Origin of the sequence: Colwellia sp. RSH04 (assembly GCF_003545765.1) — a bacterium.
Taxonomy (GTDB): domain Bacteria; phylum Pseudomonadota; class Gammaproteobacteria; order Enterobacterales; family Alteromonadaceae; genus Colwellia.
Genome location: NZ_QXIO01000002.1, coordinates 188,219 through 214,237 on the forward strand (window position 1 = coordinate 188,219; position 26,019 = coordinate 214,237).

The 26,019-nt window shown below is 36.3% G+C and carries 21 protein-coding genes; 5 read left to right on the forward strand and 16 right to left on the reverse strand.

The genetic code is table 11. The annotated features are described in order from the left end of the window. Positions 1–2 precede the first annotated feature (2 nt). Both D1094_RS04415 and bioB read right to left on the reverse strand, forming a co-directional pair. On the reverse strand, positions 3–1,169 hold the full coding sequence (locus tag D1094_RS04415; protein WP_118958887.1) for an 8-amino-7-oxononanoate synthase: 1,167 nt from the start codon (positions 1,167–1,169) through the stop codon (positions 3–5). 8 nt (positions 1,170–1,177) lie between these two features. After that, a complete protein-coding gene (bioB, locus tag D1094_RS04420) occupies positions 1,178–2,245 on the reverse strand; it encodes a biotin synthase BioB (protein ID WP_118958888.1) in 1,068 nt (355 codons plus the stop codon). Between the two features lie 88 nt (positions 2,246–2,333). Between bioB and bioA the strand changes: the two genes are divergently transcribed. Further along, positions 2,334–3,671: an adenosylmethionine--8-amino-7-oxononanoate transaminase gene (gene bioA, locus D1094_RS04425; RefSeq protein ID WP_118958889.1), complete on the forward strand. Its 1,338-nt coding sequence runs from the start codon at positions 2,334–2,336 to the stop codon at positions 3,669–3,671. 239 nt (positions 3,672–3,910) lie between these two features. On the opposite strand, the gene D1094_RS04430 is transcribed toward bioA, so the two are convergent. Continuing rightward, positions 3,911–4,300 carry a hypothetical protein gene (locus tag D1094_RS04430; RefSeq protein ID WP_118958890.1) on the reverse strand — a complete coding sequence of 130 codons (390 nt, stop codon included), beginning with the start codon at positions 4,298–4,300 and terminating at the stop codon, positions 3,911–3,913. Between the two features lie 172 nt (positions 4,301–4,472). Here D1094_RS04430 and asnS point away from each other — a divergent pair, with 172 nt between their 5' ends. After that, positions 4,473–5,873 (forward strand): asparagine--tRNA ligase, encoded by a 1,401-nt coding sequence (gene asnS / locus D1094_RS04435; RefSeq protein WP_118958891.1) that lies wholly within the window; start codon positions 4,473–4,475, stop codon positions 5,871–5,873. Positions 5,874–5,968: 95 nt separating this feature from the next. On the opposite strand, the gene D1094_RS04440 is transcribed toward asnS, so the two are convergent. Beyond that, complete coding sequence (locus D1094_RS04440; RefSeq protein WP_118958892.1) at positions 5,969–6,562, reverse strand: nitroreductase family protein; 594 nt, start codon at positions 6,560–6,562, stop codon at positions 5,969–5,971. Positions 6,563–6,977: 415 nt separating this feature from the next. Between D1094_RS04440 and D1094_RS04445 the strand changes: the two genes are divergently transcribed. Further along, positions 6,978–7,898: a DMT family transporter gene (locus tag D1094_RS04445; RefSeq protein WP_118958893.1), complete on the forward strand. Its 921-nt coding sequence runs from the start codon at positions 6,978–6,980 to the stop codon at positions 7,896–7,898. A 78-nt stretch (positions 7,899–7,976) separates the two neighbouring features. Here D1094_RS04445 and D1094_RS04450 read toward each other — a convergent pair whose 3' ends face one another. Further along, positions 7,977–8,675 carry a DoxX family protein gene (locus tag D1094_RS04450; RefSeq protein ID WP_118958894.1) on the reverse strand — a complete coding sequence of 233 codons (699 nt, stop codon included), beginning with the start codon at positions 8,673–8,675 and terminating at the stop codon, positions 7,977–7,979. Positions 8,676–8,884: 209 nt separating this feature from the next. Between D1094_RS04450 and sppA the strand changes: the two genes are divergently transcribed. Continuing rightward, positions 8,885–10,783, forward strand: a complete 1,899-nt coding sequence (gene sppA / locus D1094_RS04455; RefSeq protein WP_118958895.1) for a signal peptide peptidase SppA — start codon at positions 8,885–8,887, stop codon at positions 10,781–10,783. Positions 10,784–10,967: 184 nt separating this feature from the next. Beyond that, a complete protein-coding gene (gene ansA, locus D1094_RS04460) occupies positions 10,968–11,981 on the forward strand; it encodes an asparaginase (RefSeq protein WP_118958896.1) in 1,014 nt (337 codons plus the stop codon). Positions 11,982–12,037: 56 nt separating this feature from the next. On the opposite strand, the gene D1094_RS04465 is transcribed toward ansA, so the two are convergent. The 11 genes from D1094_RS04465 to D1094_RS04515 all read right to left on the reverse strand — a co-directional run bounded on the left by D1094_RS04465 (position 12,038) and on the right by D1094_RS04515 (position 25,885). Next, positions 12,038–14,923 carry a DUF349 domain-containing protein gene (locus D1094_RS04465; protein ID WP_118958897.1) on the reverse strand — a complete coding sequence of 962 codons (2,886 nt, stop codon included), beginning with the start codon at positions 14,921–14,923 and terminating at the stop codon, positions 12,038–12,040. Between the two features lie 39 nt (positions 14,924–14,962). Beyond that, entirely contained in the window at positions 14,963–15,307 is a 345-nt protein-coding gene (locus D1094_RS04470; RefSeq protein ID WP_118958898.1) for a YeaC family protein, read from the reverse strand. Positions 15,308–15,309: 2 nt separating this feature from the next. Next, positions 15,310–15,639, reverse strand: coding sequence for a hypothetical protein (locus D1094_RS04475; protein WP_118958899.1), 330 nt, complete (start codon positions 15,637–15,639; stop codon positions 15,310–15,312). A 190-nt stretch (positions 15,640–15,829) separates the two neighbouring features. Then, positions 15,830–17,335, reverse strand: a complete 1,506-nt coding sequence (locus D1094_RS04480; protein WP_118958900.1) for a sodium:alanine symporter family protein — start codon at positions 17,333–17,335, stop codon at positions 15,830–15,832. A 154-nt stretch (positions 17,336–17,489) separates the two neighbouring features. Continuing rightward, complete coding sequence (locus D1094_RS04485; RefSeq protein WP_118958901.1) at positions 17,490–18,632, reverse strand: M14-type cytosolic carboxypeptidase; 1,143 nt, start codon at positions 18,630–18,632, stop codon at positions 17,490–17,492. 137 nt (positions 18,633–18,769) lie between these two features. Continuing rightward, positions 18,770–19,273, reverse strand: coding sequence for a redoxin domain-containing protein (locus D1094_RS04490; protein WP_259337817.1), 504 nt, complete (start codon positions 19,271–19,273; stop codon positions 18,770–18,772). 123 nt (positions 19,274–19,396) lie between these two features. Further along, on the reverse strand, positions 19,397–20,677 hold the full coding sequence (gene serS / locus D1094_RS04495; protein ID WP_118958902.1) for a serine--tRNA ligase: 1,281 nt from the start codon (positions 20,675–20,677) through the stop codon (positions 19,397–19,399). A 35-nt stretch (positions 20,678–20,712) separates the two neighbouring features. After that, positions 20,713–21,114, reverse strand: a complete 402-nt coding sequence (gene crcB / locus D1094_RS04500) for a fluoride efflux transporter CrcB (RefSeq protein WP_118958903.1) — start codon at positions 21,112–21,114, stop codon at positions 20,713–20,715. Further along, positions 21,095–22,483: a replication-associated recombination protein A gene (locus D1094_RS04505; RefSeq protein WP_118959116.1), complete on the reverse strand. Its 1,389-nt coding sequence runs from the start codon at positions 22,481–22,483 to the stop codon at positions 21,095–21,097. Before D1094_RS04505 ends, crcB begins: the two co-directional genes overlap by 20 nt. 79 nt (positions 22,484–22,562) lie before the next feature. Then, positions 22,563–23,246: an outer membrane lipoprotein chaperone LolA gene (lolA, locus tag D1094_RS04510; RefSeq protein WP_118958904.1), complete on the reverse strand. Its 684-nt coding sequence runs from the start codon at positions 23,244–23,246 to the stop codon at positions 22,563–22,565. 110 nt (positions 23,247–23,356) lie between these two features. After that, complete coding sequence (locus D1094_RS04515) at positions 23,357–25,885, reverse strand: DNA translocase FtsK (RefSeq protein ID WP_118958905.1); 2,529 nt, start codon at positions 25,883–25,885, stop codon at positions 23,357–23,359. Positions 25,886–26,019: the final 134 nt, after the last annotated feature.

Here is a 26,019-nt window from a genome sequence, read left to right on the forward strand (position 1 = left end):
TGTTAGGTTAACGCCTTATTTAGAATTCTTGCTAAGCTATTGATATTATTAACACTATGGTTTGCACATATTGTAACGCGTAACCTGGAAGAACCTTTCGCAACGGTAGGAGGTCTAATAGCAGTGACCCATAGACCATGTTCTTTCAATATTTTACTAATATTTAAAGCTTTTTGTTCATCACCAATAATAACAGCATGAATTGAAGAGTTGCTTGGCAGTACGTTAATGTTGTCATCTAGTAATGAAAGAAATAATTCACTTAGCTCGACTATTTTATCACGACGCCATTGTTCATCTTGTACAAGCTTAATACTTGTTTGAGTCGCCCAAGCAATTGCTGGTGACATGGCAGTAGAGTAAATATAGTGTCTTGAAAAATTGGTTAAATATTCTTTTAACTGTTCTTCACAAGCTAAAAATGCACCACTACTTGCTAAAGCCTTACCAAATGTTGCCATTGTTATATCGATACGAGCATGAGCATTACTGCCTTGTCCTTGTTCACCTATTACACCAATACTATGCGCGTCATCTAAATATAGCCAAGCTTTATACTTTTCTGTTAATTCTTTTAATTTATTTATTTCTGCAATATCGCCATCCATGCTAAATATGCCTTCAGAGGCAATTAGTTTGTTAGAATCGCTAGGCTCTTGCTGCAAAAACTGTGTTAATTGCTCGGTATTATTATGAGCAAATCGTTTAATGCGGGCTTGACTTTGATAAGCACCATCAATCATTGAGGCATGGCTTAATTTATCAAGAAAGAAAGACACATTATTTGACGATTTTTTTTGAGTAGAACCCAATGCATGAAATAAAGCTAAATTAGCGGAGAAACCACTAGAGAACAGCAGGCAGCTAGGTTTATTTAACCATTGGCAAATTGTTTCTTCTAAGGATTGATGTGCATACTGATGACCCGTGACTAAACTCGATGCGCTCGCACATAGGCCAAATCGTTCAACACCTTCTTGCATCGCAGCATTTATTGACGAATGATTATTTAATCCTAAATAATCATTCGATGAAAAGTTTACATAGGTTTTGTCTTCTATCGTGATCAGGTTTTCATTTTCACTACTACTTGTTGTACAAACTCGTTGGCGATAACGCGCTTGTTGCTGTTGTTGTGATAACTGCTCACGAATAAAAGTAAAAGCCATTGAGAATATTATTGCGCAGCGTTATGAAATAAATCACTGTGCTGATTATCAATCACAGCGGTCTTAATTTTTAACTCAACGTCTTTGTTATCATCATCAATGGTTTCGGTATTGATGCCTAACTTTTCAAATAAAGCAATATCATGGTCAGTTTCAGGGTTTTCTGTTGTAAGTAGTTTACACCCATAAAAAATAGAATTTGCACCTGCTAAGAAACAAAGCGATTGCATTTGTTCATTCATTGATGAACGCCCTGCTGATAATCTGACATGACTCTTAGGCATCATAATTCTAGCAACTGCAATACAGCGAATAAAATCAAAACTTTCTAAATCATCAACATCACTTAATGGCGTACCTTCAACTTTAACGAGCATATTAATAGGAACACTTTCAGGCTGCGGACTTAAGTTAGCAAGTTGCATCAGTAATGATGCTCTATCTACGGCTTCCTCACCTAGGCCAACAATGCCGCCACTACAAACCTTCATGCCAGCAGAGCGCACGTTATCAAGTGTATCTAAGCGATCTTGATAAGTTCTGGTGGTTATAATTTGATTATAATGCTCAGGAGAAGTATCCAAGTTATGGTTATAGTAATCTAAGCCAGCATCTTGTAATTGATCTGCTTGATCTTTTGATAACATCCCTAATGTCATACATGTTTCCATGCCTAATTCTTTCACGCCTTTTACCATATTAACGACATAAGGCATGTCACGCTCTTTTGGGTTACGCCATGCAGCGCCCATACAAAAACGTGTAGAGCCCATTTCTTTTGCCTTTTTTGCGGCTTCTAAGACTTTTTCAGTGGCTAATAATTGTTCTTTTTCAAGATCTGTTTTATTTCGAGCGCTTTGTGAACAATATTTACAATCTTCTGGACAAGCACCTGTTTTAATTGACAATAAAGTACTTACTTGAACTTCATTAGCATTAAAGTTTTGGCGGTGTACGGTTTGGGCTTGAAACATTAGATCATTAAAAGGTAAAGCAAATAAAGCTTCTACTTCTTTTACATTCCAGTTATGACGAATATTGGATTCTTGACTCGTTGAAAAAACAGCTTGTGACATAATTACTCAATTGCATAGTGTTAACTTAACGGGTAGTCTAGCCAGCATGAGAATGTTGTCAACAATAAAAGCTTACATTAGTTAACAAATGAACAATAAACAAACAAACAATTTAAAGGCATTACTTAATTTTGATAAAGAGAGTATCTGGCACCCTTATACATCAATGTCTTCTCCGCTACCCTCATACTTAGTAAAAGATGCAAATGGTGTACATATAAATTTAGCCAGTGGTGAATCCTTAATCGATGGTATGTCATCTTGGTGGTCGGTATTACATGGTTATAATCACCCTACTTTGAATAAAGCACTAACAGAACAGGCCTCAAAAGTATCGCATGTTATGTTTGGTGGGTTAACCCACGAACCCGCTATTACCTTATGTGAAAAGCTAATTGAATTAACACCAAACAATTTAGATAAGGTCTTCTTATCTGACAGTGGCTCTGTCGCTGTTGAAGTTGCTATAAAAATGGCGTTGCAATATCAACACGCGAAATGTCATCAAACCAATGCTGATGTCACTAAAACAAAGCTACTTACGGTGCGAAAGGGTTATCATGGTGATACGTTTGCTGCGATGTCAGTTTGCGACCCTGTTACAGGAATGCATCAAATTTTTGAAAAAGTACTATTTAAAAATATTTTTGCCCCTGCCCCAAATGTAGCATTTGATGAACCATGGGACGAGCAAGAAACTCATGAACTTGAATCACTATTTAAGCAATATCATAACGAGATAGCAGCTTTTATTATAGAACCAATCGTGCAAGGGACTGGGGGTATGCGATTTTATCACCCAAACTATTTAAAGAAATGCCGTGAACTTTGCTCACAATATGATGTTTTATTAATCGCCGATGAAATTGCCACAGGCTTTGGTCGAACCGGTAAATTATTTGCCTGCGAATGGGCAGGTATTTCCCCTGACATTATGTGTTTAGGTAAAACACTTACTGGTGGTTATATTACCCTTGCAGCAACACTTTGTTCTGAACATATTGCCAACACTATCAGTCAAGGTGAAGCTGGATGCTTTATGCATGGGCCAACCTTTATGGCAAACCCACTTGCCTGTAGTGTCGCAGTGGCAAGTATAAAGCTATTATTAGACAATAATTGGCGAGAACAAGTCAGCTTTATCGAACAACAGTTCTCAGAAAAACTAATACCTTTAGCTAAAAATGAGCGAGTAAAGGCCACTCGTGTTTTAGGTTCAATTGGTGCGGTTGAATGCAACCAAAGTGTTAATGTCGCAAACATCCAAAAAAGATTCGTTGAACTTGGGGTATGGATCAGACCTTTTGGTAACTTAATTTACATTATTCCACCACTTATTATAAAAGCAGATGAAATAGACAAGCTCATTAATGCCATCGCGACTGTTTTAAAAGAAGATAATTGTTTTAATGGTGAAAATGATTAAAAACTAAATGGCTAAAGTTAACTAACCTCAGCTCGGGTTAAGAGATAAGTTAATCGTTTGAAATTGTTAGACTTGTGGTTTAAGCAACTCACTAGCTTGATAGTTTTTCTTAATTCAAGGCAAATTCATTAAGAATAGTTATGCTATTGTTTATGAATTTAACACAGAAGTAAGTAAAAATAGCTGCTAGGGAGCTATTTATTATCCCGAGCTGAGGTTAACTAAAGCATTCGTAATCATTATGATTGCTTTACAAGATGTATTTGATACAGCAAATAACTGAGCCAAATTAAATTTATGCTTAATAGAAAGATCAAATTATACTCAGCATGATCAATTTTTCGTCTACTACGGTATTTACCAACTATCATCGATAAATAACTCCCTAATGCACTTAGCCATAACAATATATATAAGTAGCCTGTTAAGGGAGTTAACCAAAATTGTCTAATTTCTAAATCATAATAGCGAACAACACCGTAATTAGTTTCAGGTGCGGCATAATAAGACATAACTAAAGCAAAGAGAAAAACTAGCCAACTTATAACAGCCAATATGCTTTTAATATAATACCAGCCATCCACAGCTTGCCGACGTTCTACCCATACTTTCTTTTGTGTTTTATTCATCAAAATGACCTAGTTTAAATGTCCAAAGTAGAATTTATTTTATTAAGTGACAATATTGTTATATATCAGGTTAATTAGGCATTGCAATTATACTTTGTCAAGGTAACATATCACTCCATTTTCAGTATTAAACCAAATTTTTCAGAATTTGTGCAATTTAAGAGGTCATTAAATGTCAGTTATAGCAATTACTGATGTATTAGCAGGAAAGTACCCTGTTAATGAAACAATTACAGTACATGGTTGGATCAGAACTCGCCGTGATTCAAAAGCCGGAATTTCGTTTTTAGCCATTCACGACGGCTCTTGTTTTGATGCTATCCAAGCGATAGTACCTAATGACCTATCTAATTATCAGTCTGAAGTGTTAAAGCTAACTACAGGTTGTGCAATTAAAGCGACAGGGATTTTGGTTGAATCACCGGGTAAAGGCCAATCATTTGAGATTCAAGCGACAGGTGTTGAAGTGTTAGGGTTTGTTGAAGACCCTGATACTTATCCAATGGCAGCAAAGCGTCATAGTATTGAATTCTTAAGAGAACAAGCACATTTACGCCCCCGTACTAATATCGGTGGTGCAGTTACCCGTGTTAGAAACTGTTTAGCTCAAGCTATTCATCGCTTCTTACATGAAAAAGGCTATTTCTGGATCAGCACACCATTAATTACAGGTAGTGACTGTGAAGGTGCTGGTGAAATGTTTAGAGTTAGCACATTAGATATGGAAAACTTACCTCGTGGTGAAAATGGTCAAGTTGACTATAGCCAAGATTTTTTTGGTAAAGAAACATTCTTAACGGTATCTGGCCAATTAAACGTTGAAACATACTGTAATGCCCTATCTAAGGTATACACTTTTGGCCCTACGTTTAGAGCTGAGAACTCAAATACCAGCAGACACTTGGCTGAATTTTGGATGGTAGAGCCTGAAATTGCTTTTGCTAATTTAGCTGATGCCGCTGATTTAGCTGAAGAAATGCTTAAGTATGTATTAAAAGCGGTATTAGATGAACGCGCTGATGATATGGCATTCTTCCAACAACGTGTTGATAAAACGGTTATTGACCGTTTGAACAGTGTTATTGATTCTGAATTTGTTCGTTTAGATTATACCGATGCTATTACTATTTTAGAGAAGTGTGAGAAGAAATTCGAAAACCCGGTTTCTTGGGGGGTAGACTTAAACTCTGAACATGAACGCTATTTAGCTGAAGAGCACTTCAATGGCCCTGTTGTATTACAGAATTATCCTAAAGATATTAAATCTTTCTATATGCGTTTGAATGATGATGGCAAAACTGTTGCGGCAATGGATATCCTTGCTCCAGGCATTGGTGAAATCATTGGCGGTAGTCAACGTGAAGAACGTTTAGATGTCTTAGATAGTCGCCTTGAAGAAATGAATTTAGATCCTGCAGATTACAGTTGGTATCGTGATTTACGTCGTTATGGTACTGTGCCACATTCTGGTTTCGGTTTAGGTTTTGAACGTCTAGTTGCATACGCAACCGGTATGCAAAATGTACGTGACGTGATTCCATTTCCAAGAACACCAAATAACGCCGCTTTTTAAGCTTTCGTTATATGAAAAATATTACTTTTTAGTGATATCAACAAAAAGCGCCTGTTGGCGCTTTTTTTCTTTACAAAAGTTAGTTCCACCTTTCGCTAAGTCCAGAATGTTACATGTCCATCTAGGGCTTTCGCTGGCTTAATCCCCTGTTTTTTACAGGGAGTACCAACATATAAAAAGCCGATAATGTCATCTTTAAGGTTAATATCTAGACCTTGCTTTACCGTTTCATTATAAGCTAAAGCACCAGTGCGCCACATAGCGCCATAGCCAAGTGAAACAGCTGCCATTTGCATAGCATGTGTGCAACAACCCGCAGCAATTTGTTGCTCTATCATGGGGACTTTATCATGGTCTTTTTTTACTGTACTGACGACAATAATTAACGGCGCTCTAAAAGGCATCTTACTAGTTTTTGTGCGTTTAGCTTCAAACTCTACCGTGCAATCCCCTGTTGAAGAAAGTTCGCCCGTTGATAATGCCTCATTGCTTATTGCTTCAACATAGATGTCACTAAGACGCTGTAAGCCAGTTCCTGTAATAACGGTAAAATGCCATGGCTTTATTCCGCCATGATCAGGAGCTCGCATGCCTGCGGCTAATATTTTGTTTAAGTCATCAACGCTTGGCGCTGGCCCAGTTAACATTGGCGTTGATTGGCGTTGCTGTAAAAATTCAATAACGTTCATATTGATAACTACATAAATTAAGATGTGCTAAGTTTATAAGCAACTTAAAGTATGTGCATTACTTTTATTTCATATTTTAAGTTAAATATCGACAGACTGGCCTTGACTTAGTTAATGGATAAAGCGACTATGATTTCTTAGTTCAATTTTTAACTATTTAATATAACTAACTTCATTAGTATGAAATCAACTACCGCGATTAGCCTACTCTCAACAATGCAGCAATTTGTCAATAATTGTCAGCATATTGTTGTGCGTATTTGGCATTTTAACGCGGTAATTTGAACTTAATACATATATTAGTTTCAACAGCCGCAAGAAGCAGATTTTGCGGCTGTTTTGTTTCTAACACGCTAACAACTCTTCTTCTTCATTGTTATATACGCAACATGCCCAAAAATAAAAGGAGAATAAAGTGCCAGTGATTATTGCCTACTTAGCTGTATTGTTAATATGGTCTACGACACCGCTTGGTATCATATGGAGTAGTGAGTCAATTCCCCCGAGCTTAGCTGTATTGCTAAGAATGATTATCGCCATTATTTTAGGCGGCATAATCATAAAGATTAAACACATCACTATTCCATGGCATGGTATGGCATTTAAGCTTTATAGTTATTCTGCATTGGGTATATTTGGTGGCATGATGTGTTCATATCTAGCGGCTAGTTACTTATCTTCAGGCATCATGTCACTGGTTTTTGGTTTATCTCCTATTTTATCGGCAATATTAGCGCGTAAAATATTAAAAGAAGCTAAAATTTCAGCAATTAAACAAGTCGCTATGATTATAGCTTTACTTGGTTTAGCTATTGTTTGTTCTGAAAATATAACGATTGAAGGCAATAGTTATTTAGGTTACATCTTTATTTTATTGGCTGTATTCTTTTTTAGTTTAAGTGGTGTATTGGTTAAAAGTGTTAGTTTAGCCATTCACCCCTTGGCAACAACGATTGGTTCATTAACCTTTTCATTACCATTATTTTTAATGACTTGGTTAGTTTTAGATGGTTCTTTAAATATAGAGCAGTGGCAAAGTAAGTCGGTATGGGCAACTTTATACTTAGGTGTTTTTGGTTCGTTAATTGGTTTCTATGCGTATTTTTATGTATTACAAAAATTGACAGCTAGTACCGTAACGTTAATTACATTAGTGACACCCGTTATTGCAATTACATTAGGCATTTTTCTCAATAATGAAGTATTAAGTGCTAGTTTGCTTTATGGTGCTTTAATTATATTACTCGGGTTAACATGCTATCACTGGGGAGAAAATGTCATCGCTCATTTAAAAAACAAACACAGTACAAGAAAGAAAATTAATAAACGGTGTTGATCTTTAAGGTGTTATTTCATTAAAAAATATCAATCAAACTGTAAAAGGGCAACAAATAAGTTGCCCTTTATATTAGGGTTATGATTTGGCTTTTATCGCAGCTAAAAGATAATAATCAATGCTAGTATAACGCCCTGCTCCAATGAAAAATAAAGCTAAGAGCAAAATAAAATAAGTGACTGAAAATTCAATGCCATTATTTAATACAACAATAGAACCATTCTCATATAACCAATCTGTATTGCCATTATCTTCAAGCAATGCCTTCATTTTATTTAATCGAACAGCGGTTTCTTCACTATTTACTAAACTTTGCTCGGCTTTCTCACTTCCTAACCATGTGAGAACTTTTGCTGGGCTAATATCAGAATTAGTTGGCGTTATGGCAAACCATCCGTTTTCACTATGCACAGAGGTTGCCGCTACTATCATAGTAAACATTAAAGGAATTGATATTAAGCGAGTAAATAACCCTACAACTAAAAGCCAACCACCAGCAAATTCAACCAGAATCACTAAGTTAGCTAATAAAGCAGGAAATGGTAGACCTAACCCCCACTCACTATTACCAAACCAACTAACAATATTAGGATCAGCCATAAATTTAGCGATACCAGTAATATCATCATTAAACACCGCCATTTTACTGATGCCCGCCATGATAAAAATAGGTGCAATATATAGCCGAATAAATAAAGCAGGTATGCCATCGAAGGATGGTAGTTTATTCAAAAAACATTGATGATATTGGGTAAACTTCTGTAGCACATTATTCATAAAATTCTCGGTTGCTGTCTGTCTTATTCTATCGATACAGATAAGAACATACTTTTAAATAATTTATTTCGCAAAAGATAATATTTTTAACAAAGTTAATATCTACGATGTATTAAAAAGTTACAATGTAAATGATCTGAAATGTTAAGGTTTTCTGCTTATTAAGGTAATATAGCGGTAAATCAGTGTTTAAATATTAAGATGTTTTTATGAGTAGTAAACCGAATATTGTTAAAAGACTTTTTTCTGCTTTATGGCGATTAGTGTCTTTAACGAGACAAGTAATAGTAAATGTCGTGTTTTTTATCGTTTTATTTGCTTTTATCGCCGTTATCACTAGTGATTCTGAACAAATTATTGTCCCTGAACGAACGGCACTCGTGCTTAATCTAGTAGGTGATATCGTTGAGCAAAAGTTTGAAATTGATCCCATGGAAGCATTTCTAACTGAAGCGCTTGATGAGAAAGAAGATCGTCCTGAAATTTTACTATCAGATTTGGTCAATGTTATAGCGAAAGCTAAAGTTGATGATCGAGTAGAAGTAATCGTTCTACAATTACAAGGGATGCATCGTACAGGGTTAAGCAAACTTCAAGATGTAGCATTAGCATTAAATGACTTTAAATCATCAGGCAAAAAAATAATTGCCCTAGGCGATCAATATACTCAAGATCAGTATTATCTTGCTAGTGTTGCTGATGAAGTTTGGTTAAACCCAGAAGGGTTTATGCTTTTAGATGGTTACGGTAGATATAGAATGTACTTTAAATCTGCCTTAGAGAAACTAGCCGTTAATCAACATATATTTCGTGTTGGCACTTTTAAGTCTGCTGTTGAACCCTATATACGAGATAATATGTCTGATGCTGCAAAAGAAGCAAACCAATTATGGTTGGATGATTTATGGTCTCAATATAAAGCAGATGTAGCTCAATATAGAAAGTTAGAGTTAACTCATTTTGATGATTCAATCACTAGCTTGTTAACCAAGTTTTCAGCAGCAGATGCCAGCTTTGCGCATTATGCTTTAAATAATAACTGGGTTGACCAATTAAAAACACGTCAAGAAATGAGATCTGAACTTATCGATCTTGTAGGTAAAAATAAAAAAGGTGATAGTTATAGTCATATTAGCTACAAAGATTATCTTGCAACCACGACTACTCTCCCCACTTTAACCAACCAAGCATCGGATAAAGTTGCGCTAGTTGTTGCTAAAGGAACTATTTTAGATGGTACTCAAAAACCAGGGACTATCGGCGGCGACAGTACAGCAAAACTATTAAGAAAAGCACGTTATAACAATAATGTAAAAGCCGTTGTTTTACGTGTTGATAGCCCCGGAGGTAGTGCTTATGCATCTGAAATTATTCGTCAAGAAGTTGAGTTACTTAAACAAGCAGGTAAACCCGTCGTTGCTTCTATGGGAACTTATGCCGCATCAGGCGGTTATTGGATTTCTGCTCCAGCAGATAAAATTTATGCAGCCCCATCAACCATAACCGGCTCCATTGGCATCTTTGGTATGATGATGACGTTTGAAGATTCGTTAAGCAAACTCGGAATATATACAGATGGCGTTGGTACAACTGATATCGCTGGTTTTGGGCCGACACAACCTTTATCTGACGATATGGCACAATTAATACAGCTAAGCATAAACCGAGGTTATAAAAACTTTATAAACTTGGTTGCGACTAATAGAAATATGACCTTTGAACAAGTAGATGCTATTGCACAAGGTCGTGTATGGTCTGGAAGAAAAGCCAAAGAGTTGGGGCTTGTTGATGAGCTAGGTAATTTAACCGATGCGACGGTTGCAGCAGCGAAATTAGCTAATCTGACAAATTACGATACTTTGCTCATTGAAAAAGAATCGTCTAATAAGAATATATTTATCAAAAAATTATTTAATGGAAATACATTTATTGCTAACCTTTTCGGCACAGCTATAACTTCTGATGTTATTGATGTCTCAGTACCAAGTGTTTCTCATCAACCAATGAGCCAATTAGTTGATACATTAAGCACTGAGTTAACAAAGCTTAATCAATTTAATGATCCTAAAGGGATATACAGCCTATGCGTTAGTTGCGAAGCACTATAAAACTAACCTGTGTTCACCTTTTAATAATGAACGACACGCTAAACTAATATTAGCGTGTCGTTTTATTTTGTTTTTAATAAAGTGAATATACCTTACACTAGGCCATGTTTATCTTTGTTAAATAACAATGTAAACAAAGACAACAACCCTACTATACCGTCTGTAATTTATAAGTCTTAAAGCTATGAAAAAGAAAATTTATGTTGCCTACACGGGTGGCACTATAGGCATGAAAAAAAGTGATCAAGGTTTTGTGCCTGTTATGGGTCACTTAACAAAATCGATAGAGAGCTTACCTGAGTTTCATCGAAGCGAAATGCCCTCATTCACCATTAATGAATATCAACCATTAATCGATTCATCAAACATGACACCCGCTGATTGGCAACGCATAGCAAACGACATCAAAGCACATTACGATGACTACGATGGTTTTGTGGTATTACATGGAACCGATACCATGGCCTATACAAGTTCTGCATTATCTTTTATGTTTGAGAACTTGTCTAAACCCGTTATTGTTACAGGCTCACAAATACCACTTAGTCAATTAAGATCAGATGGTCAGGTTAACGTACTGAATGCTTTATATATCGCAGCTAACTACCCTATTAATGAAGTGAGTTTATTCTTTAACAATAAACTCTTTAGAGGTAATCGTTGCATAAAAGCGTATGCAGACGGTTTTAATGCTTTTGACTCTCCAAATATGCAACCTTTATTAGAGGCTGGTATAAACATCACTTTACTTGCTGGCAGTATTACCAATAACGAATCAAATACAGACACGTTAAAACTATCAAATATTACTCCACAACCAATAGGTGTCGTTCATTTATACCCAGGAATAACGAGTGAAGTTATCGACAATGTCATTAGACAGCCTGTTAAAGCATTAATACTCAGAAGCTACGGTGTTGGCAACGCCCCACAAGACAAAGCAATACTTGCTTGTTTAAAAAAAGCCCAAGAAAACGAAATCATCGTTGTAAATTGCAGTCAATGCATAAAAGGTAAAGTTAATATGTCTGGTTATGCTACAGGCAATGCATTGAGTGAAGTGGGCGTTGTTAGCGGGAATGACATGACATTAGAAGCTACATTAACAAAATTACATTATTTACTCAGTTTAGAGTTAACATTTGATGAAGTTAGAAATCTGATCACACAAGATTTACGTGGCGAATTATCACATTAAATAAAAAGGGAGCATAATAAATGCTCCCTTCTCGCTAATTAAATCGGTTCAAATAACTAACAAAACACTGGCTTTAATCGGTTTAATAAGCTGGTATCATCAACACTTAACTTTCCAAGCTGTAACCATTCTACAAAACTCTTCTCTAAATCTATAACGGCACCTGATTGCATTTGATGTTGCATTAACTGTACTTGTACCGCCATTCGCTCGCTGCTGAACTCGTCAGGTGAATCTACTTGGGCTAACACTTCAATTTCAAGGGTTTTATTTGCACGTTGTTTGTAATCAACTTCATTTGTTTGAGATAAACATTCAGATAAACGCTTTTGCCAAAGAGGCAGTAAATTATCAAAACATGGGTGTTCATTAATTTGCTCTACACTGTAACCAGCACCAATATACTCAGTTAAGAGCACAAAAAGTGATTGCCAATTCTGCTGCTTAGCTTGTGCATTAAGTAAGTTTAACGTTTCGTTCAAACTTTTAATTAAGTCTTCAACTTTCCTTAAAACGATTTTTAAAACGGGTTTAATTGATAACACCTCATCATGTAAGCTTGTTGCTTTTACTTTTAAAGCATTTACATGGCTACTATCTATTTCACTGGGTGATTTACTCTTGAATGCACTTTCTAATTCAGATAACTTTTCAAGTAAATCATTTTCTACAGCCTGCTGAGCTTGCTGCTGCTCAGTTTTGACATCATCACGTTTTGCAAATATGGCGTCATTTATTTTTCTAAAACGTTGCCATAACTTGTTTTCGTTACTAGCTCCCGCAAAACCAATATTTCGCCACTTTTGTTGATATTGCTTAACAAGATCTATAGATTGAAATACATCGTCATTCGTTAATGCTTTTTCGGCCAATTCAATTAAGTTTTCTTTGGCAATTAGATTACGTTGTTGAAAATCTTTAATTATCTTTTTAATAGGCCCAATAATAACTTTGAATTCATCATTTAATGGACGATAAACACTTCTGTCTACTTCACCGGCATCTAACCAACTTTGTTGTAATTTGTTTACTTGGGCATCTAATGCTTTGAAATCGACTTCTTGATCGTTTTCAGGAACAGAACTCGCAAGCTCGCGAGCAAGCGTTAAAATACTCTGGCGTTTTTCTAAATGCGCAGCTCTAAGCTTTTCTTGCTCAGCATAAAACTGCCTACAAGGACTAAACGCTATTTCACATGCGTTGTTAAACTGATCATTTAGTTGATTATCTAACACTTCATCTGCATGGCCAAGCATATTCCATTGTTTTCTAAACGCTTTAACTTTTGCCGCTTGTTCATTTGGATTGTCTAACGGTGTATCTACAAGTAATTGTATTTGATCGAGTAACTCTTGTTTTCTAGGGGTAGCAATATAGTGTTCCCAATCATTCAATTCTGAGATTTTTTCGCTTACTGCATTGTAATCGCGTTGTAGTTGCGTTTGTTGCTTCTCTGATAATAAAACATATTGCTGGTTTACTCCTTTGAATAAACCAAAACAAACCTTATATTTACCTTGTGATAGAAGACGCTTTATATCAGTCAGTTTTTTGCGCACTTGTGACAAAATTTGCTTTTGTTCTTGTTGTAAAGGACGTAATGCTTTATCCCAAGTACTTTTTATTTCTTGATAAGCTTCAACGATTGAATCAGGCAATACACCTGAAGATATAATAACTACTCGCTTCCAGTCAGTTAACCATTGTGAAAACAACGCCTGCTTATCGTTTAATTCATTAAGATGATTAGGAGCTACAACTTGAGACATTTTAGAGATTAACTGCGTTGCTTGACTAACAGACTCGGCAATCTTAGGTAAATCACTTAGTTTTTGCTTGATGTTATTAAGCTCTGATAGTAATACTGACTGTTCTTTACTATTTAAGCTTGATTGAAGTATTTCCTTTTCAGTCTCACTAAGAGAGCTCTTAAACGAATTTTTCTGCTCAGAATCGTCTTCAATCGATTCACTTTCAAATACAGCTTTCGTAATTGCTTTGTTTAAGTGGGTAATACGTTCTTTAATTTGCGTAGTTTGCCGTTGTTTTGTTACTTGAAGTTCTTTTGCAATTTGTTCTTGTAGATAATTCTCTGCTTTTACAGCAAATATTTGCGTTAACTGCCTATCAATATCATTGAATTTATTAATTAGCAACTTTTGGCTTTCATCATCTAAAAAGGCAAGATCTACTTGCGCTTTTTGCCATTGAGCTTCAAGTTCATTTCTTTTTGATAAGTATTCTTCATATAAGACAATATCTTTTAATGCTAAAAACTTTGAAACAAGTAAATTTAAATGCTTATTAATTTTTATTGGTTTTTCTGTAGCAGAATGTAATGCGGTAATTTTTTGTGAAATGACTTCTGAAATTGAAGTGATTGAAGACTTCTTCAACATTTTCTCTAAGGCATTCAAGTCATTACATTCATCAATAAGCTGTTTTTGAAGCTCTTCATCTTGATGTTGAGTAAACACATGTAAAACAAATTGTTGATAACTTTTGCCTTGTTGAGATTTCTTCTCTTTTAAATAGTTAAATAAAGCAAGAACAACTTGAGTATCTTGCTCTACAGTTAACCAACGATCTAATTCAGCAACAGAAAGAATAGGCTTTATTTGTATAAAGTTAATTTTCTCATCGCTACTTAACTTAATATCGTGCTCATTCTGTAAAATAAGTAACAACTGCTTTTTAGCAAACTCATTTATTTTCTTATTTGAATTTTGTTCGTAAGCTGCTAAATATTCGATAAAGGAATTTAATTTTATTAAAGCGGCTTTTCTTACCAGTTCACTTTCATCATTAGTGTACAAGTCACATAACACCTGCCTTTGTATATCATTACAGCAAGAAAGCTCATGTTGAATTGCCTCTATACGTGTTGTACTGTTTTTACTTTGCCAATTATTTTTATTTTTGAATAGTGAAGAAAAAATCATAAGTTGTGGTCACTTTGATAGAGAATGAATGATATAGAGTTAAATGTCGGTGAATCGAGCGATGCTATCTTTAGCTAGATAAACTTCATCTTCAGGTTTACTCGGTTTTTCACACGGCGTTATTTCACCGCTGCTATTATTTTCTGAAAACTCGGCTTTAAGTTGACGCTTATTTTTTTCAACAATTTGACCATTTGAACCAATGGTAAGCATTTGATCATTATCAAAATGTCTTGCTTGATAAGCCATGGTTAATTGCAATGCGGTTTGACGCTGAGCTTCATCAACCGTTGTTCCTTCAGGCCACTTACCCGTTTCAGCAGCAGATTTTAAGCGTAAATACATATCTTCAGACATGTGATCAATTGTTTGTAATAAGTCCATAGTTAACTACTTTTTCGTTTGGTAAGTAACAGCATAATTCTAACAATAATGTACATAATAAAACCGATCGCAACACAACCCATTGCAATATTATGTCGCAGTGAACCTGTTTCAACATTATCGAAGTACATCATAAAAAAGCCACCGCAAAATAAAATCATTGCGATAAATGAATAATTCATTAACTGTTGTACTTTATTAATTTTTTCAACTTTTTTTAATGCGGCCATTTTGTCTGCATCAAGCCCTTGCAAACTGAGATCGCAATGATTGCAAACCTTTGCTTTATCTGAAATTTTCTTTTTACAGCCAGGACAATTAATTACTGCCATATTGCCACCTTTAATTACGCATATATTTTGTCAAGATTATACCTGAGTACTTATCCCATTTCACTAGCGAAAAATAGACGATCGATAAATGCTTATTTAAAGTCAAACTTGTGTAACTCCTTCAGAATTTAAACAAAAAAAAGCTACTTCAAGTGAAGTAGCTTTTGTAGCGATTATTTACATACTCTCGCTAAGATTGACTTTTATCAGCATTAGACTTTTCTAGCCTCTCTTCCCAAAACGTTGCATTGTCGATGCCAAGCGATTTAGGATCAAAGGTAAATTTTTCAACGCCTTCATTTTGCTGGCGTTCGTAATCTTTCAGTGCTTTAAGTGCAGGTTTAGACATAAAGAATATAATGATAATGCCAATAATATTCAGCCAAGCCATTAAACCAACACCAATATCGCCAATACCCCAAGCGATATTTGCTGCTTTAATTGTGCCGTAAAAAGTCGCACTGATAAGTACCGCTTTAAGAATAAAAATACCTGCAGGTAGCTTTAACGTTCGTTTTATATAGTAAACATTATTCTCAGCGATAAAGTAATAAGCTAATAAGGTTGTAAACGCAAAGAAGAATAAAGCGATTGCAACAAAAGGTTTACCAATACCAGTAAATACACTATCAACGGCATATTGAGTGTACGCGGGACCATTCGTTATAACATCAGCTGCCAAGTTTTGAACAATAAAGGTTTCACCTGCGCCATGGACATTATAAGTACCTGTAATTAATATCATAAATGCAGTTGCTGAACAGACGAAAAGTGTATCAATGTAAACGGAAAACGCTTGAACTAATCCTTGTTGTGCAGGATGTTCAACTTCTGCCGCCGCCGCCGCATGAGGCCCAGTACCTTGTCCAGCTTCGTTTGAGTAGACGCCACGTTTCACTCCCCAACCTATTGCAGCACCAATACCAGCCATCGGTGTAAATGCATCACCAATAATTAGCATAACTACACGCGGAAGTTGATCAATATGCAAACCAATAATAACCATAGAAATCAGAATATAGGCTAATGCCATAAACGGTACAACCACTTGTGTGAAGTGTGCAATGCGTTTTATGCCACCAAAAATGATGAAGCCGAGTAATAATACAATACCTGTTGCCGTATAAAGTTTTGCATAACTGATTACGCCAAATGCAGTAGACATAACATCTTCACTACCAAATACTTGTTCAATTGCAGTACCAATAGTGTTTGATTGAACCATAGGTAACATAATACCTGTGGCTAGAATTGTCGCTATAGCAAAAATCCATGCATACCATTTCTGCCCCATGGCTTTTTCAATATAATACGCTGGACCACCATGGTATTTACCGTCATGTTCTTCTTTATAAATTTGAGCGTTAGTTGACTCTATATAAGCTGTTGCTGCACCAAAAAAGGCAACAACCCACATCCAAAATACTGCACCTGGCCCACCAAAGCCAATAGCAGCAGCAACACCAGCAATATTACCAGCACCGACACGACCAGATAAAGAAACGGCTAACGCTTGAAATGATGATATCCCCTGTTCTGAGCTTTTACCTGACATCAATAATCGCCACATTTCAGAAAAATGTCGTATCTGAACAAACCGCGTCACGACGGTAAAAAATAACCCAGCCCCTAAACATAAATATATCAGAGCAGAACTCCATATATACCCATTTAACGTATTTACAATCTCTTGCACAAATAACTCCCACTATCTTATATTTTTATTATTGTTGTTTACTTACAGTATGTTGACCTAAAGCGTAAACAAAAAAGCAACAGGTCTAACAAATTTAAAACCTATTGCTTTTATCTTTTTATATCGCTTATTTAACTAAATAGCAATGTAACGATTAACGGAGTTCATCTACCATGTGATAGATACCTGTCAAAAAGTCTCGGCCAAGTAAACTGCTACGCGTATCAGACCAACCCACACTGTAATCAGGCAATAAGTCATTATCTTTAAATGGCATTTCAACAGTATATGCTAAACATTTAAATTGATTCCCTACCCAGTTAGTACCAACGGTTGGGTTAGCTTTACCCGGCTCATCTTTATCATAGCCACGCTCATCTTGAAATTCTGGAGTTATCGCCACCAAAATTTCTTTAAACTTATCTTCAAGTGCTTTATGACGTTCATCATAAGCGACAACACCTTCACAACCTGCAACAAAGTTAACTGGAAGCGCTTCATCGCCGTGGATATCTAAAAACATATCAACCCCTGTCTCTAGCATTTTTTCACGCACAAGAAAGACTTCAGGGCTTCGCTCCATAGTCGGTGTTAACCATTCACGGTTTAAATTTGCACCCACTGCATTTGTTCTTAAATGGCCACGAACACTGCCATCAGGATTCATATTAGGCACAATATAAAAAACGGCTTTATTTAATAAGGCTCTAGCAACACCATCATCTTCATCAAGTAATCGGTCAATAAAACCTTCAATGAACCATTCAGCCATTGTTTCACCCGGGTGTTGACGAGCTGTTAACCAAATAACGCGTTTTCCTTCACCTTCTTCACCTATTTTCAATAGGCTCATATCTCTACCGTCTAGGGTTTGACCTAAAACCTGTAAACGACAATCTAACTGCAATTGAGCGCTATGTAATAAGTCTTGGTGTCTTTCGTAACTGTATGGAGAGAAGTAAGCAAAATATACAGAATCATATTCTGGTGTTAACGTAATTGTTAATTTTTCGCCGTCATACGAAGTAGGAACTCTGAACCAATGATCACGATCGTATGATGCTACCGCTTGATAATCTTCCCATCCTTCAACATAAGCCGCTTTTCCAGCGTTATTTAAATGGATAACATGTTCTACTGCTTCATTATCGGCGCTTATATCGGCTTGTAATTTAAAATGGAACCATTGAAAGAATTCAGATTGGTTATCGTGTTTGATTTCAAGTTGAATGTTATCTGGTGATGTCGCATCGATGACACGAATATTACCACTATCGAAGTTATCAGAAATTTGCATGTTTTTACGTTCACAATGTTAATAATGAAAGTAATAGTGTACACAAACACTGTATAGATCACTACAGCAACAGCTATTATATGCGCAGTGAAGTAACTTTATGGACAGTAAATATACAACGAAGAGTAAATATATAGTTACAGGGTTAATGTTCGTAAATATAAGCCCAGTTCTGTACTGTACCCCAATGAACGCGCCGTGATTTTATTATTCATATCTAGTACGTAATAACTAGGATACGCAGTAATAGCATATTGTTGTTTTAATTGCTCTGTACCAAACACAACAGGAAAAGTTAATTGATGTTGGCTAATAAAATTATAGACAGCTTTTTCTGAGGAGAAATCTAATGCGATTGCAATAACATCTATATGAGCATTATTTTCAAAAACAGACTGTAAATTACTAATACTTGCATGGCATATTTGGCACCAAGGTGCAAAAAAATAAAGTATTGTTGTTTTACCGCTAGCACTTACGGAGCGAAGCTCACCTGTTGTTGTTTGATATTTTATACCTTCCGCGACACTGTTATTTTCAATAACTGTATCCTTAGAAAGCATACTCATCTCTCTTAATGAAGAAAGTAAAATAAAAGCCGTGATAAAAAATAAGCTTTGTAAAAATAAACTACGTAACAAAATAACCTCCTTTAAAGCATGCAAACACAAAGACCAAGTTATACGCATTTAAATTGCACAACTTTTACAGTAAAAAAAAGCCGGTAACATAGTTACCGGCTTTTGTTGCTTTAATAAAAATCATTAACCTATTTGAGTAGCTCCACCCATATAAGGTTGAAGTGCCGTAGGTATTTTAATACTACCGTCTTCTTGTTGGTAATTTTCTAGAATAGCAACCAACGTACGCCCAACAGCTAAACCTGAGCCATTTAAGGTATGAAGTAATTCAGGTTTATTTGTTTCACTATTTCTAAAACGCGCTTGCATTCGTCTCGCTTGGAAATCACCCATATTAGAACATGACGAAATTTCACGGTATGTGTTTTGTGCTGGTAACCACACTTCTAAATCAAACGTTTTCGTTGCACTAAAACCCACATCGCCACTACAAAGTGCCATGGTTCTGTATGGTAATTCTAACTTTTCTAAAATAGCTTCAGCGTGTCCCGTTAACTCATCTAAAGCAGTAAAAGAATCTTCTGGTTTAACGATCTGAACCATTTCAACTTTATCAAATTGATGCTGACGTATTAAACCACGAATATCACGACCACCAGAGCCTGCTTCAGATCTAAAACACGGGGTATGTGCTGTCATCTTAATAGGTAAATCAGCTTCATCAACGATTTCATCACGTACTAAATTTGTTAAAGGGACTTCAGACGTTGGAATAAGTGAAAATTGCTTATTTGATAACTCAGTATGAAAAAGATCTTCACCAAACTTTGGTAATTGACCTGTACCGAATAAAGAGTCTGCATTAACTAAATAAGGAACATACATTTCTTGATAACCATGCTGCTCTGTATGCATATCTAACATGAACTGTGCTAATGCGCGATGCAATTTAGCAATTTTACCACGCATTACCGTAAAGCGTGTTCCTGCTAGTTTAGCACCACTTTCAAAATCCAAGCCTTTATCAATCGCAAGACCTAAATCGACATGATCTTTTACTTCAAAATCAAACTCCTTGGGTGTTCCCCAACGTTTGACTTCAACATTATCATTTTCATCAGCCCCCACAGGTACTGATTCATGTAATAAATTAGGAATAGCACTGACAATATCATTTATTTTAGCAAGTACTTCGTCTTGCTCGGCTTTTGCTGCATCTAACTCATTACCAAGTTGACTTACTTCAGCAAGAAGCGGCGCAATATCTTCACCACGCGCTTTTGCTTGACCAATAGACTTTGAACGTGTGTTACGTTCATTCTGTAATTCCTGAGTTTTTACCTGAATCGCTTTACGTTGCTCTTCTAATAAGGTTAACGATTGTGTATCAAGCTGGTAATCACGTTTGGCTAGTTCAGTAGCCACATTTTCTAGATCTGTTCTAAGAAGTTTTGCATCAAGCATAATTGTTCACGTAAATTATTTATTAATTTTAAAAGTTATTTAGCTAAGGTGGTGACAAGATATAAACCAAATCCTGCGGCAGCAATACACAAACTTACATTAAGCAGTATATTTAATGCAGCCTTAACTGCTTCACCTTGTTGTAAAAGAAGCAAGGTATCTAAAGAGAAGGTTGAAAAAGTGGTAAACGCACCTAAAAAACCTATCCCTATTAATGTTCTGTGCACACTAATATCAAGTATTTCATGTTCGATTAACTGATAAAGCACACCCATTATAAACGAGCCCGTGATATTAACCAGCAATGTAGCAAAAGGGAACCCCTTTCCTAGCCAATTTAACACTAATTGTGAAATATAAAACCTTAAGCTTGCTCCACATGCACCACCAAGTGCAACAAAGGCATATAAAGTGAAGTTACTTATAGCGTTGCTCATTACTGCCCTCATCTAGCTGCTTCAAATAGTTTATTTTTTCTTTAAGTTGTTTTTCTAAGCCCCTATCTGTGGGTTGGTAAAACTGAGTGTATTCAGGATTACTTTGCGCTAGAGCTTCAGGAAAGTATTCTTCACCAGCGGCGTAAGCATTGGGTTCATCATGAGCATAACGATACTCTTGACCATGACCTAAAGACTTGGTGATTTCACTGGTGGCATTTTTTAGGTGAGCAGGCACATCTAATTCACTGGTTTGTTTTGCTATAACCAGTGCTTGTTTAAACGCGGTATAAACGGCATTACTTTTAGGAGCCAAAGCAAGATAAATTGCAGCTTGAGCAATCGCCCTTTCCCCTTCACTTGGACCGACACGTTGAAAGGTATCCCATGCATTAATCGCTAGTTGCATTGCTCTTGGATCGGCATTACCAATATCTTCACTCGCGATAGCGAGTAAACGACGCGCAACATAAAGCGGATCGCCACCCGCATTTAATATTCGTGCATACCAATAAAGGGCAGCATCTGGGCTTGAGCCCCTTACAGATTTATGAAAAGCACTGATTAAATCGTAAAATGCATCGCCACCTTTATCATAAATAGCAATTTTACTGCCAGAAACTTGGCTTATTAACTCACTTGATAACGATATTTGCTTTTCAGCTTCACTATCTTGTGTTTGACAAGTAATACTTGAAAGTAAACTGTCTAAACAGTTTTCTACCAAATTCAGTAATCGTCTTGCATCACCATCAGCTCTTTTAATAAGACTTTGTTTAGCGTCTTCTGATACGTTCAAGCAAACGTTTTGTTCATTTTGATAATAGTTTATGGCATTTAATAACACCGCTAACAATTCATCATGTGTTAACTTTTTTAATGTATAAACTCGTGCCCGAGATAAAATAGCGCGATTTAACTCAAACGCTGGGTTTTCAGTGGTTGCACCAATAAATATAATCGTTCCATCTTCAATATGAGGAAGAAAGGCATCTTGTTGAGCTTTGTTAAAACGATGAACTTCATCAACAAATAGCACTGTTTTACGTTGTTTATTTGAGCTGCCTTCAGTAATGCGCTGTTTGGCATTATCTATAGCTAATCGAATATCCTTAATGCCCGAGGTAACCGCAGATATTCTTTCTATTGCTGCATTAGAATGTTGAGCAATAATTTCGGCTAACGTGGTTTTGCCAGTACCCGGTGGCCCCCAAAATATAAGAGAATGACAATGCCCTTGTTCTATACTTTGGCGTAACGGTGTTCCTTCTCCCAGAATATGCTGTTGGCCAATGTATTGTGATAGATTGATTGGCCGTAATTTCGCAGCAAGAGGTTGATAAATACTATTTGGAATAACCTGCTTCACAGTAGAGCCTGTTGATGAAGAAAACTCTTCACCAAAATCTAAAGACTCTGTTATTTGTTGTTGATTGTCCGATTGACCGTTATCGCTTGTCTTCAAGTCTCACACCTTCTGGCAATGTAAACGTGAACAAGTTGGCTTTAGGTTTAGTAGACATATCATAATCAGATAAAATTATTTCACTGATTTGTCCCGTTGCATCTTCAAAAGAAAACCTAGAAAGCGCTTTACCGTTAAATGTTAACGTTAACGTTTTAACCTGACTATTTTCTTGTCGAGACTTAACTAAATAACTCTCTTTAATGATGTCACCTTTAGCATCTTTTAATTCTGATACATCATATTGCTGCCATAATGCTTCATCATTATTCGTTAACAATAAGATTGGCGTATTTTTGATTGCAGCATCTAAACTGTATGCAGTGGCTTGTTCAATAAACGGGTCGTAAAACCATAACGTTAAGCCATCACTTACAATGAGAGTTTCATCAGGCTCTGTCGTTTCCCAGTACACGAGGCTCGGTTTACTAATGGATATTTTACCAACACCCGTTTGTAATAGCTCGCCGTCTACACTGTTAATATTTTGCTTAAATGAAGCAGAAAAATAATCAACACTAGCTAATTTAGTCATTAATGCTTGCTTAGTTGAATTATTGGTTACCGTAGTCGATGCAACGTGCTGTTCTGCTATTACAGGAAAGTTCAGGGTTAATGGTAAGGTTACTGATAAAAGACTTGCGCTAAAATATTGGGAAATTTTCATAGGCGTACTTGATAAACTCGTAAATTATAATACTAAGGTAAATAAATAACACTGAACAGCAGCTGAATAAAACGATCTGTTAAACATCACTGCTCAGTCTTTACTATCTGTTAAAAATCTTTAATAGGAGGTGGCGCTAAAACTTCACGAGCACCATTATGACCAGGTTGAGAAACAACACCTTGCATTTCCATTTGTTCTACAATTCGTGCTGCACGGTTGTATCCTATTCTAAATTTGCGTTGCACACTTGAAATTGACACACGACGTGTTTCAGTAACAAACGATATTGCTTCATCATAAAGCGTATCTAACTCCTCTTCTTCTGCTCCCTCTGCTTGTTCTCCGGGTAGTAAAATATCTTGCTCATTCTCACCAGAAAGTATTTCTTCAACATAGTTAGGTTCACCGCGGTTCTTCCAGTCTTTTACCACAGCATGAACTTCATGATCGTCAATAAAAGCACCATGAACACGGGTAGGAACACCAGTACCTGGTGGTAGGTATAACATATCACCCATACCTAATAATTGCTCAGCGCCTTGTTGATCAAGTATTGTTCTCGAGTTTAATCCAGATGAAACCTGAAATGCCATTCTGGTAGGAATGTTTGCTTTAATTAAACCCGTGATAACATCTACAGAAGGTCGTTGTGTTGCGAGTACTAAATGAATACCAGCAGCACGGGCTTTTTGGGCAATTCGAGCAATCAGCTCTTCGACTTTTTTGCCCACTATCATCATCATATCAGCAAATTCATCAACAATAACAACAATACTTGGCAGTTTCTCTAGTACTGGGGCTGTTTGATCTAACCCATCACTTGGTTGCCATAGCGGGTCGATAATCGGCTCGCCCTTAGCGTTCGCTTCGAATATTTTCTTGTTGTAGCCTTTTAAGTTTCTAACACCTACAGCAGACATGACTTTATAACGACGTTCCATCTCACCAACACACCAGCGTAAAGCGTTAGCTGCATCTTTCATATCGGTAACCACTTCAGCTAATAGATGCGGAATGCCCTCATAAACACTTAGCTCAAGCATTTTCGGGTCAATCATTATCATGCGTACATCTTCAGGCGTAGACTTATACAGCAAACTAACAATCATGGTATTTACACCAACAGATTTACCAGAGCCTGTAGTACCAGCGACTAATAAATGAGGCATTTTACCTAAATCAACCACAACGGGTTCGCCAGCAATATCTTTACCTAATACCATGGTTAAAGCTGAATTTGATTCTTCAAAGGCAGGACACGCAATAACTTCGCTTAGGCGGACTATTTCACGATGTTTATTGGGTAATTCTAACCCAATAACAGATTTACCAGGAATGACTTCAACAACACGGACACTAATTGCTGACAGTGCTCTTGCTAAATCTTTTGATAAACTAGTAATTTTGCTAACTTTAACACCGGGTGCTAAGTCTAGTTCAAATCGGGTAATAACAGGCCCAGGATACACAGACACAACTTGCGCTTTAACACCAAAATCTAATAGCTTAGCTTCTACCAGTCGGCTAACTTGGTCTAACTCTTCTTGGTTTACTGGATTCTGTGCTTTATCTGGTCTATCGAGTAAGTCAATCGATGGCATACCTTTGAAAATTTCTTCATCGGCAACGAGATTTACTTGACCATTGTCAGCCACAAGATTGGCATTGACTTGTGATACTGGAGCCTCTGGTTTGTATGGCTGTGCATCATCAGCAATATCGGGTTTATCAATATTTGCAAAAGCGGCGGTTATTTCACCTTCACTGACATGCTCTTGAACATTAATAGTTAATGGTTCAGATAATAACTCATCGATATCAACAAACGGCTCATGTTCAGCATCGTTAGCCAAATGTTTTTGAATACTTGGTTTTTCAACTAACTCATCAGTCGTAAGGCTTTCTTTATTTGATTCAGTCTCTTTATGTATTAACGCCTTATCGATATCTTCATCTGTCTCAACTTGAGAGCTTATTGAACTATTATCTTTGTCTTCTGCTGCTGTGCCAAAATGTGTTTGTAACCATTTTGGAAAGTGAAATAAAGCAATACAACCTGCAATAGTATATTGACCTACTGCATCAATAAACTTGATCCAAGAAAATCCAGTTAATAATACAAAGCCTGCGCAAGTAAACAGTAAAAATATTAATGTGCTACCAACAAATGAAAAGTAAGGTAATAATGTATTACTCAGTACATCCCCAAAAATTCCGCCCGCCGAAAAATAAAAAATGTCATCAAAGTTCATACTCGCAATCGACGTGATGCCAAGATAAAACATAAAAAAACCAATCAGCTTTAAACCCAATGTTAAATAGTCTAATTCCATGAGTTGATGGAACTTTTGAAATAATAACCAACCAACAATGGCAACAACAAATGGTAAGGTATAGGCAATGAAGCCGAAAAGATTCAGTAATAAATCCGAAAAATAAGCACCAACAGCACCACCTAAATTTCTTACTGGTGTTTGATAGCCTGTTTGAGCCCAGCCGGGATCCGCTGGATCAAAACTAAACAGTGCTAACATTAAAAACATCGCAAAAACGCTAAAAAATAACAAGCCCGCTTCTAAAAGTCGTTGCACACCTGTTAATTGTTTATTGCTTTCTTCGTTTGAAGATTCATCCATATTATTTATAAATTCTGACGACAATTAAACGTACCGTGGGAAATAGTCATTATGATATGAGCTAAAATAGCAAATTATCGACTAAGTTAAAAATACTTTCCTATGTAAACTTATCAAAACTATTTTTAATAAAG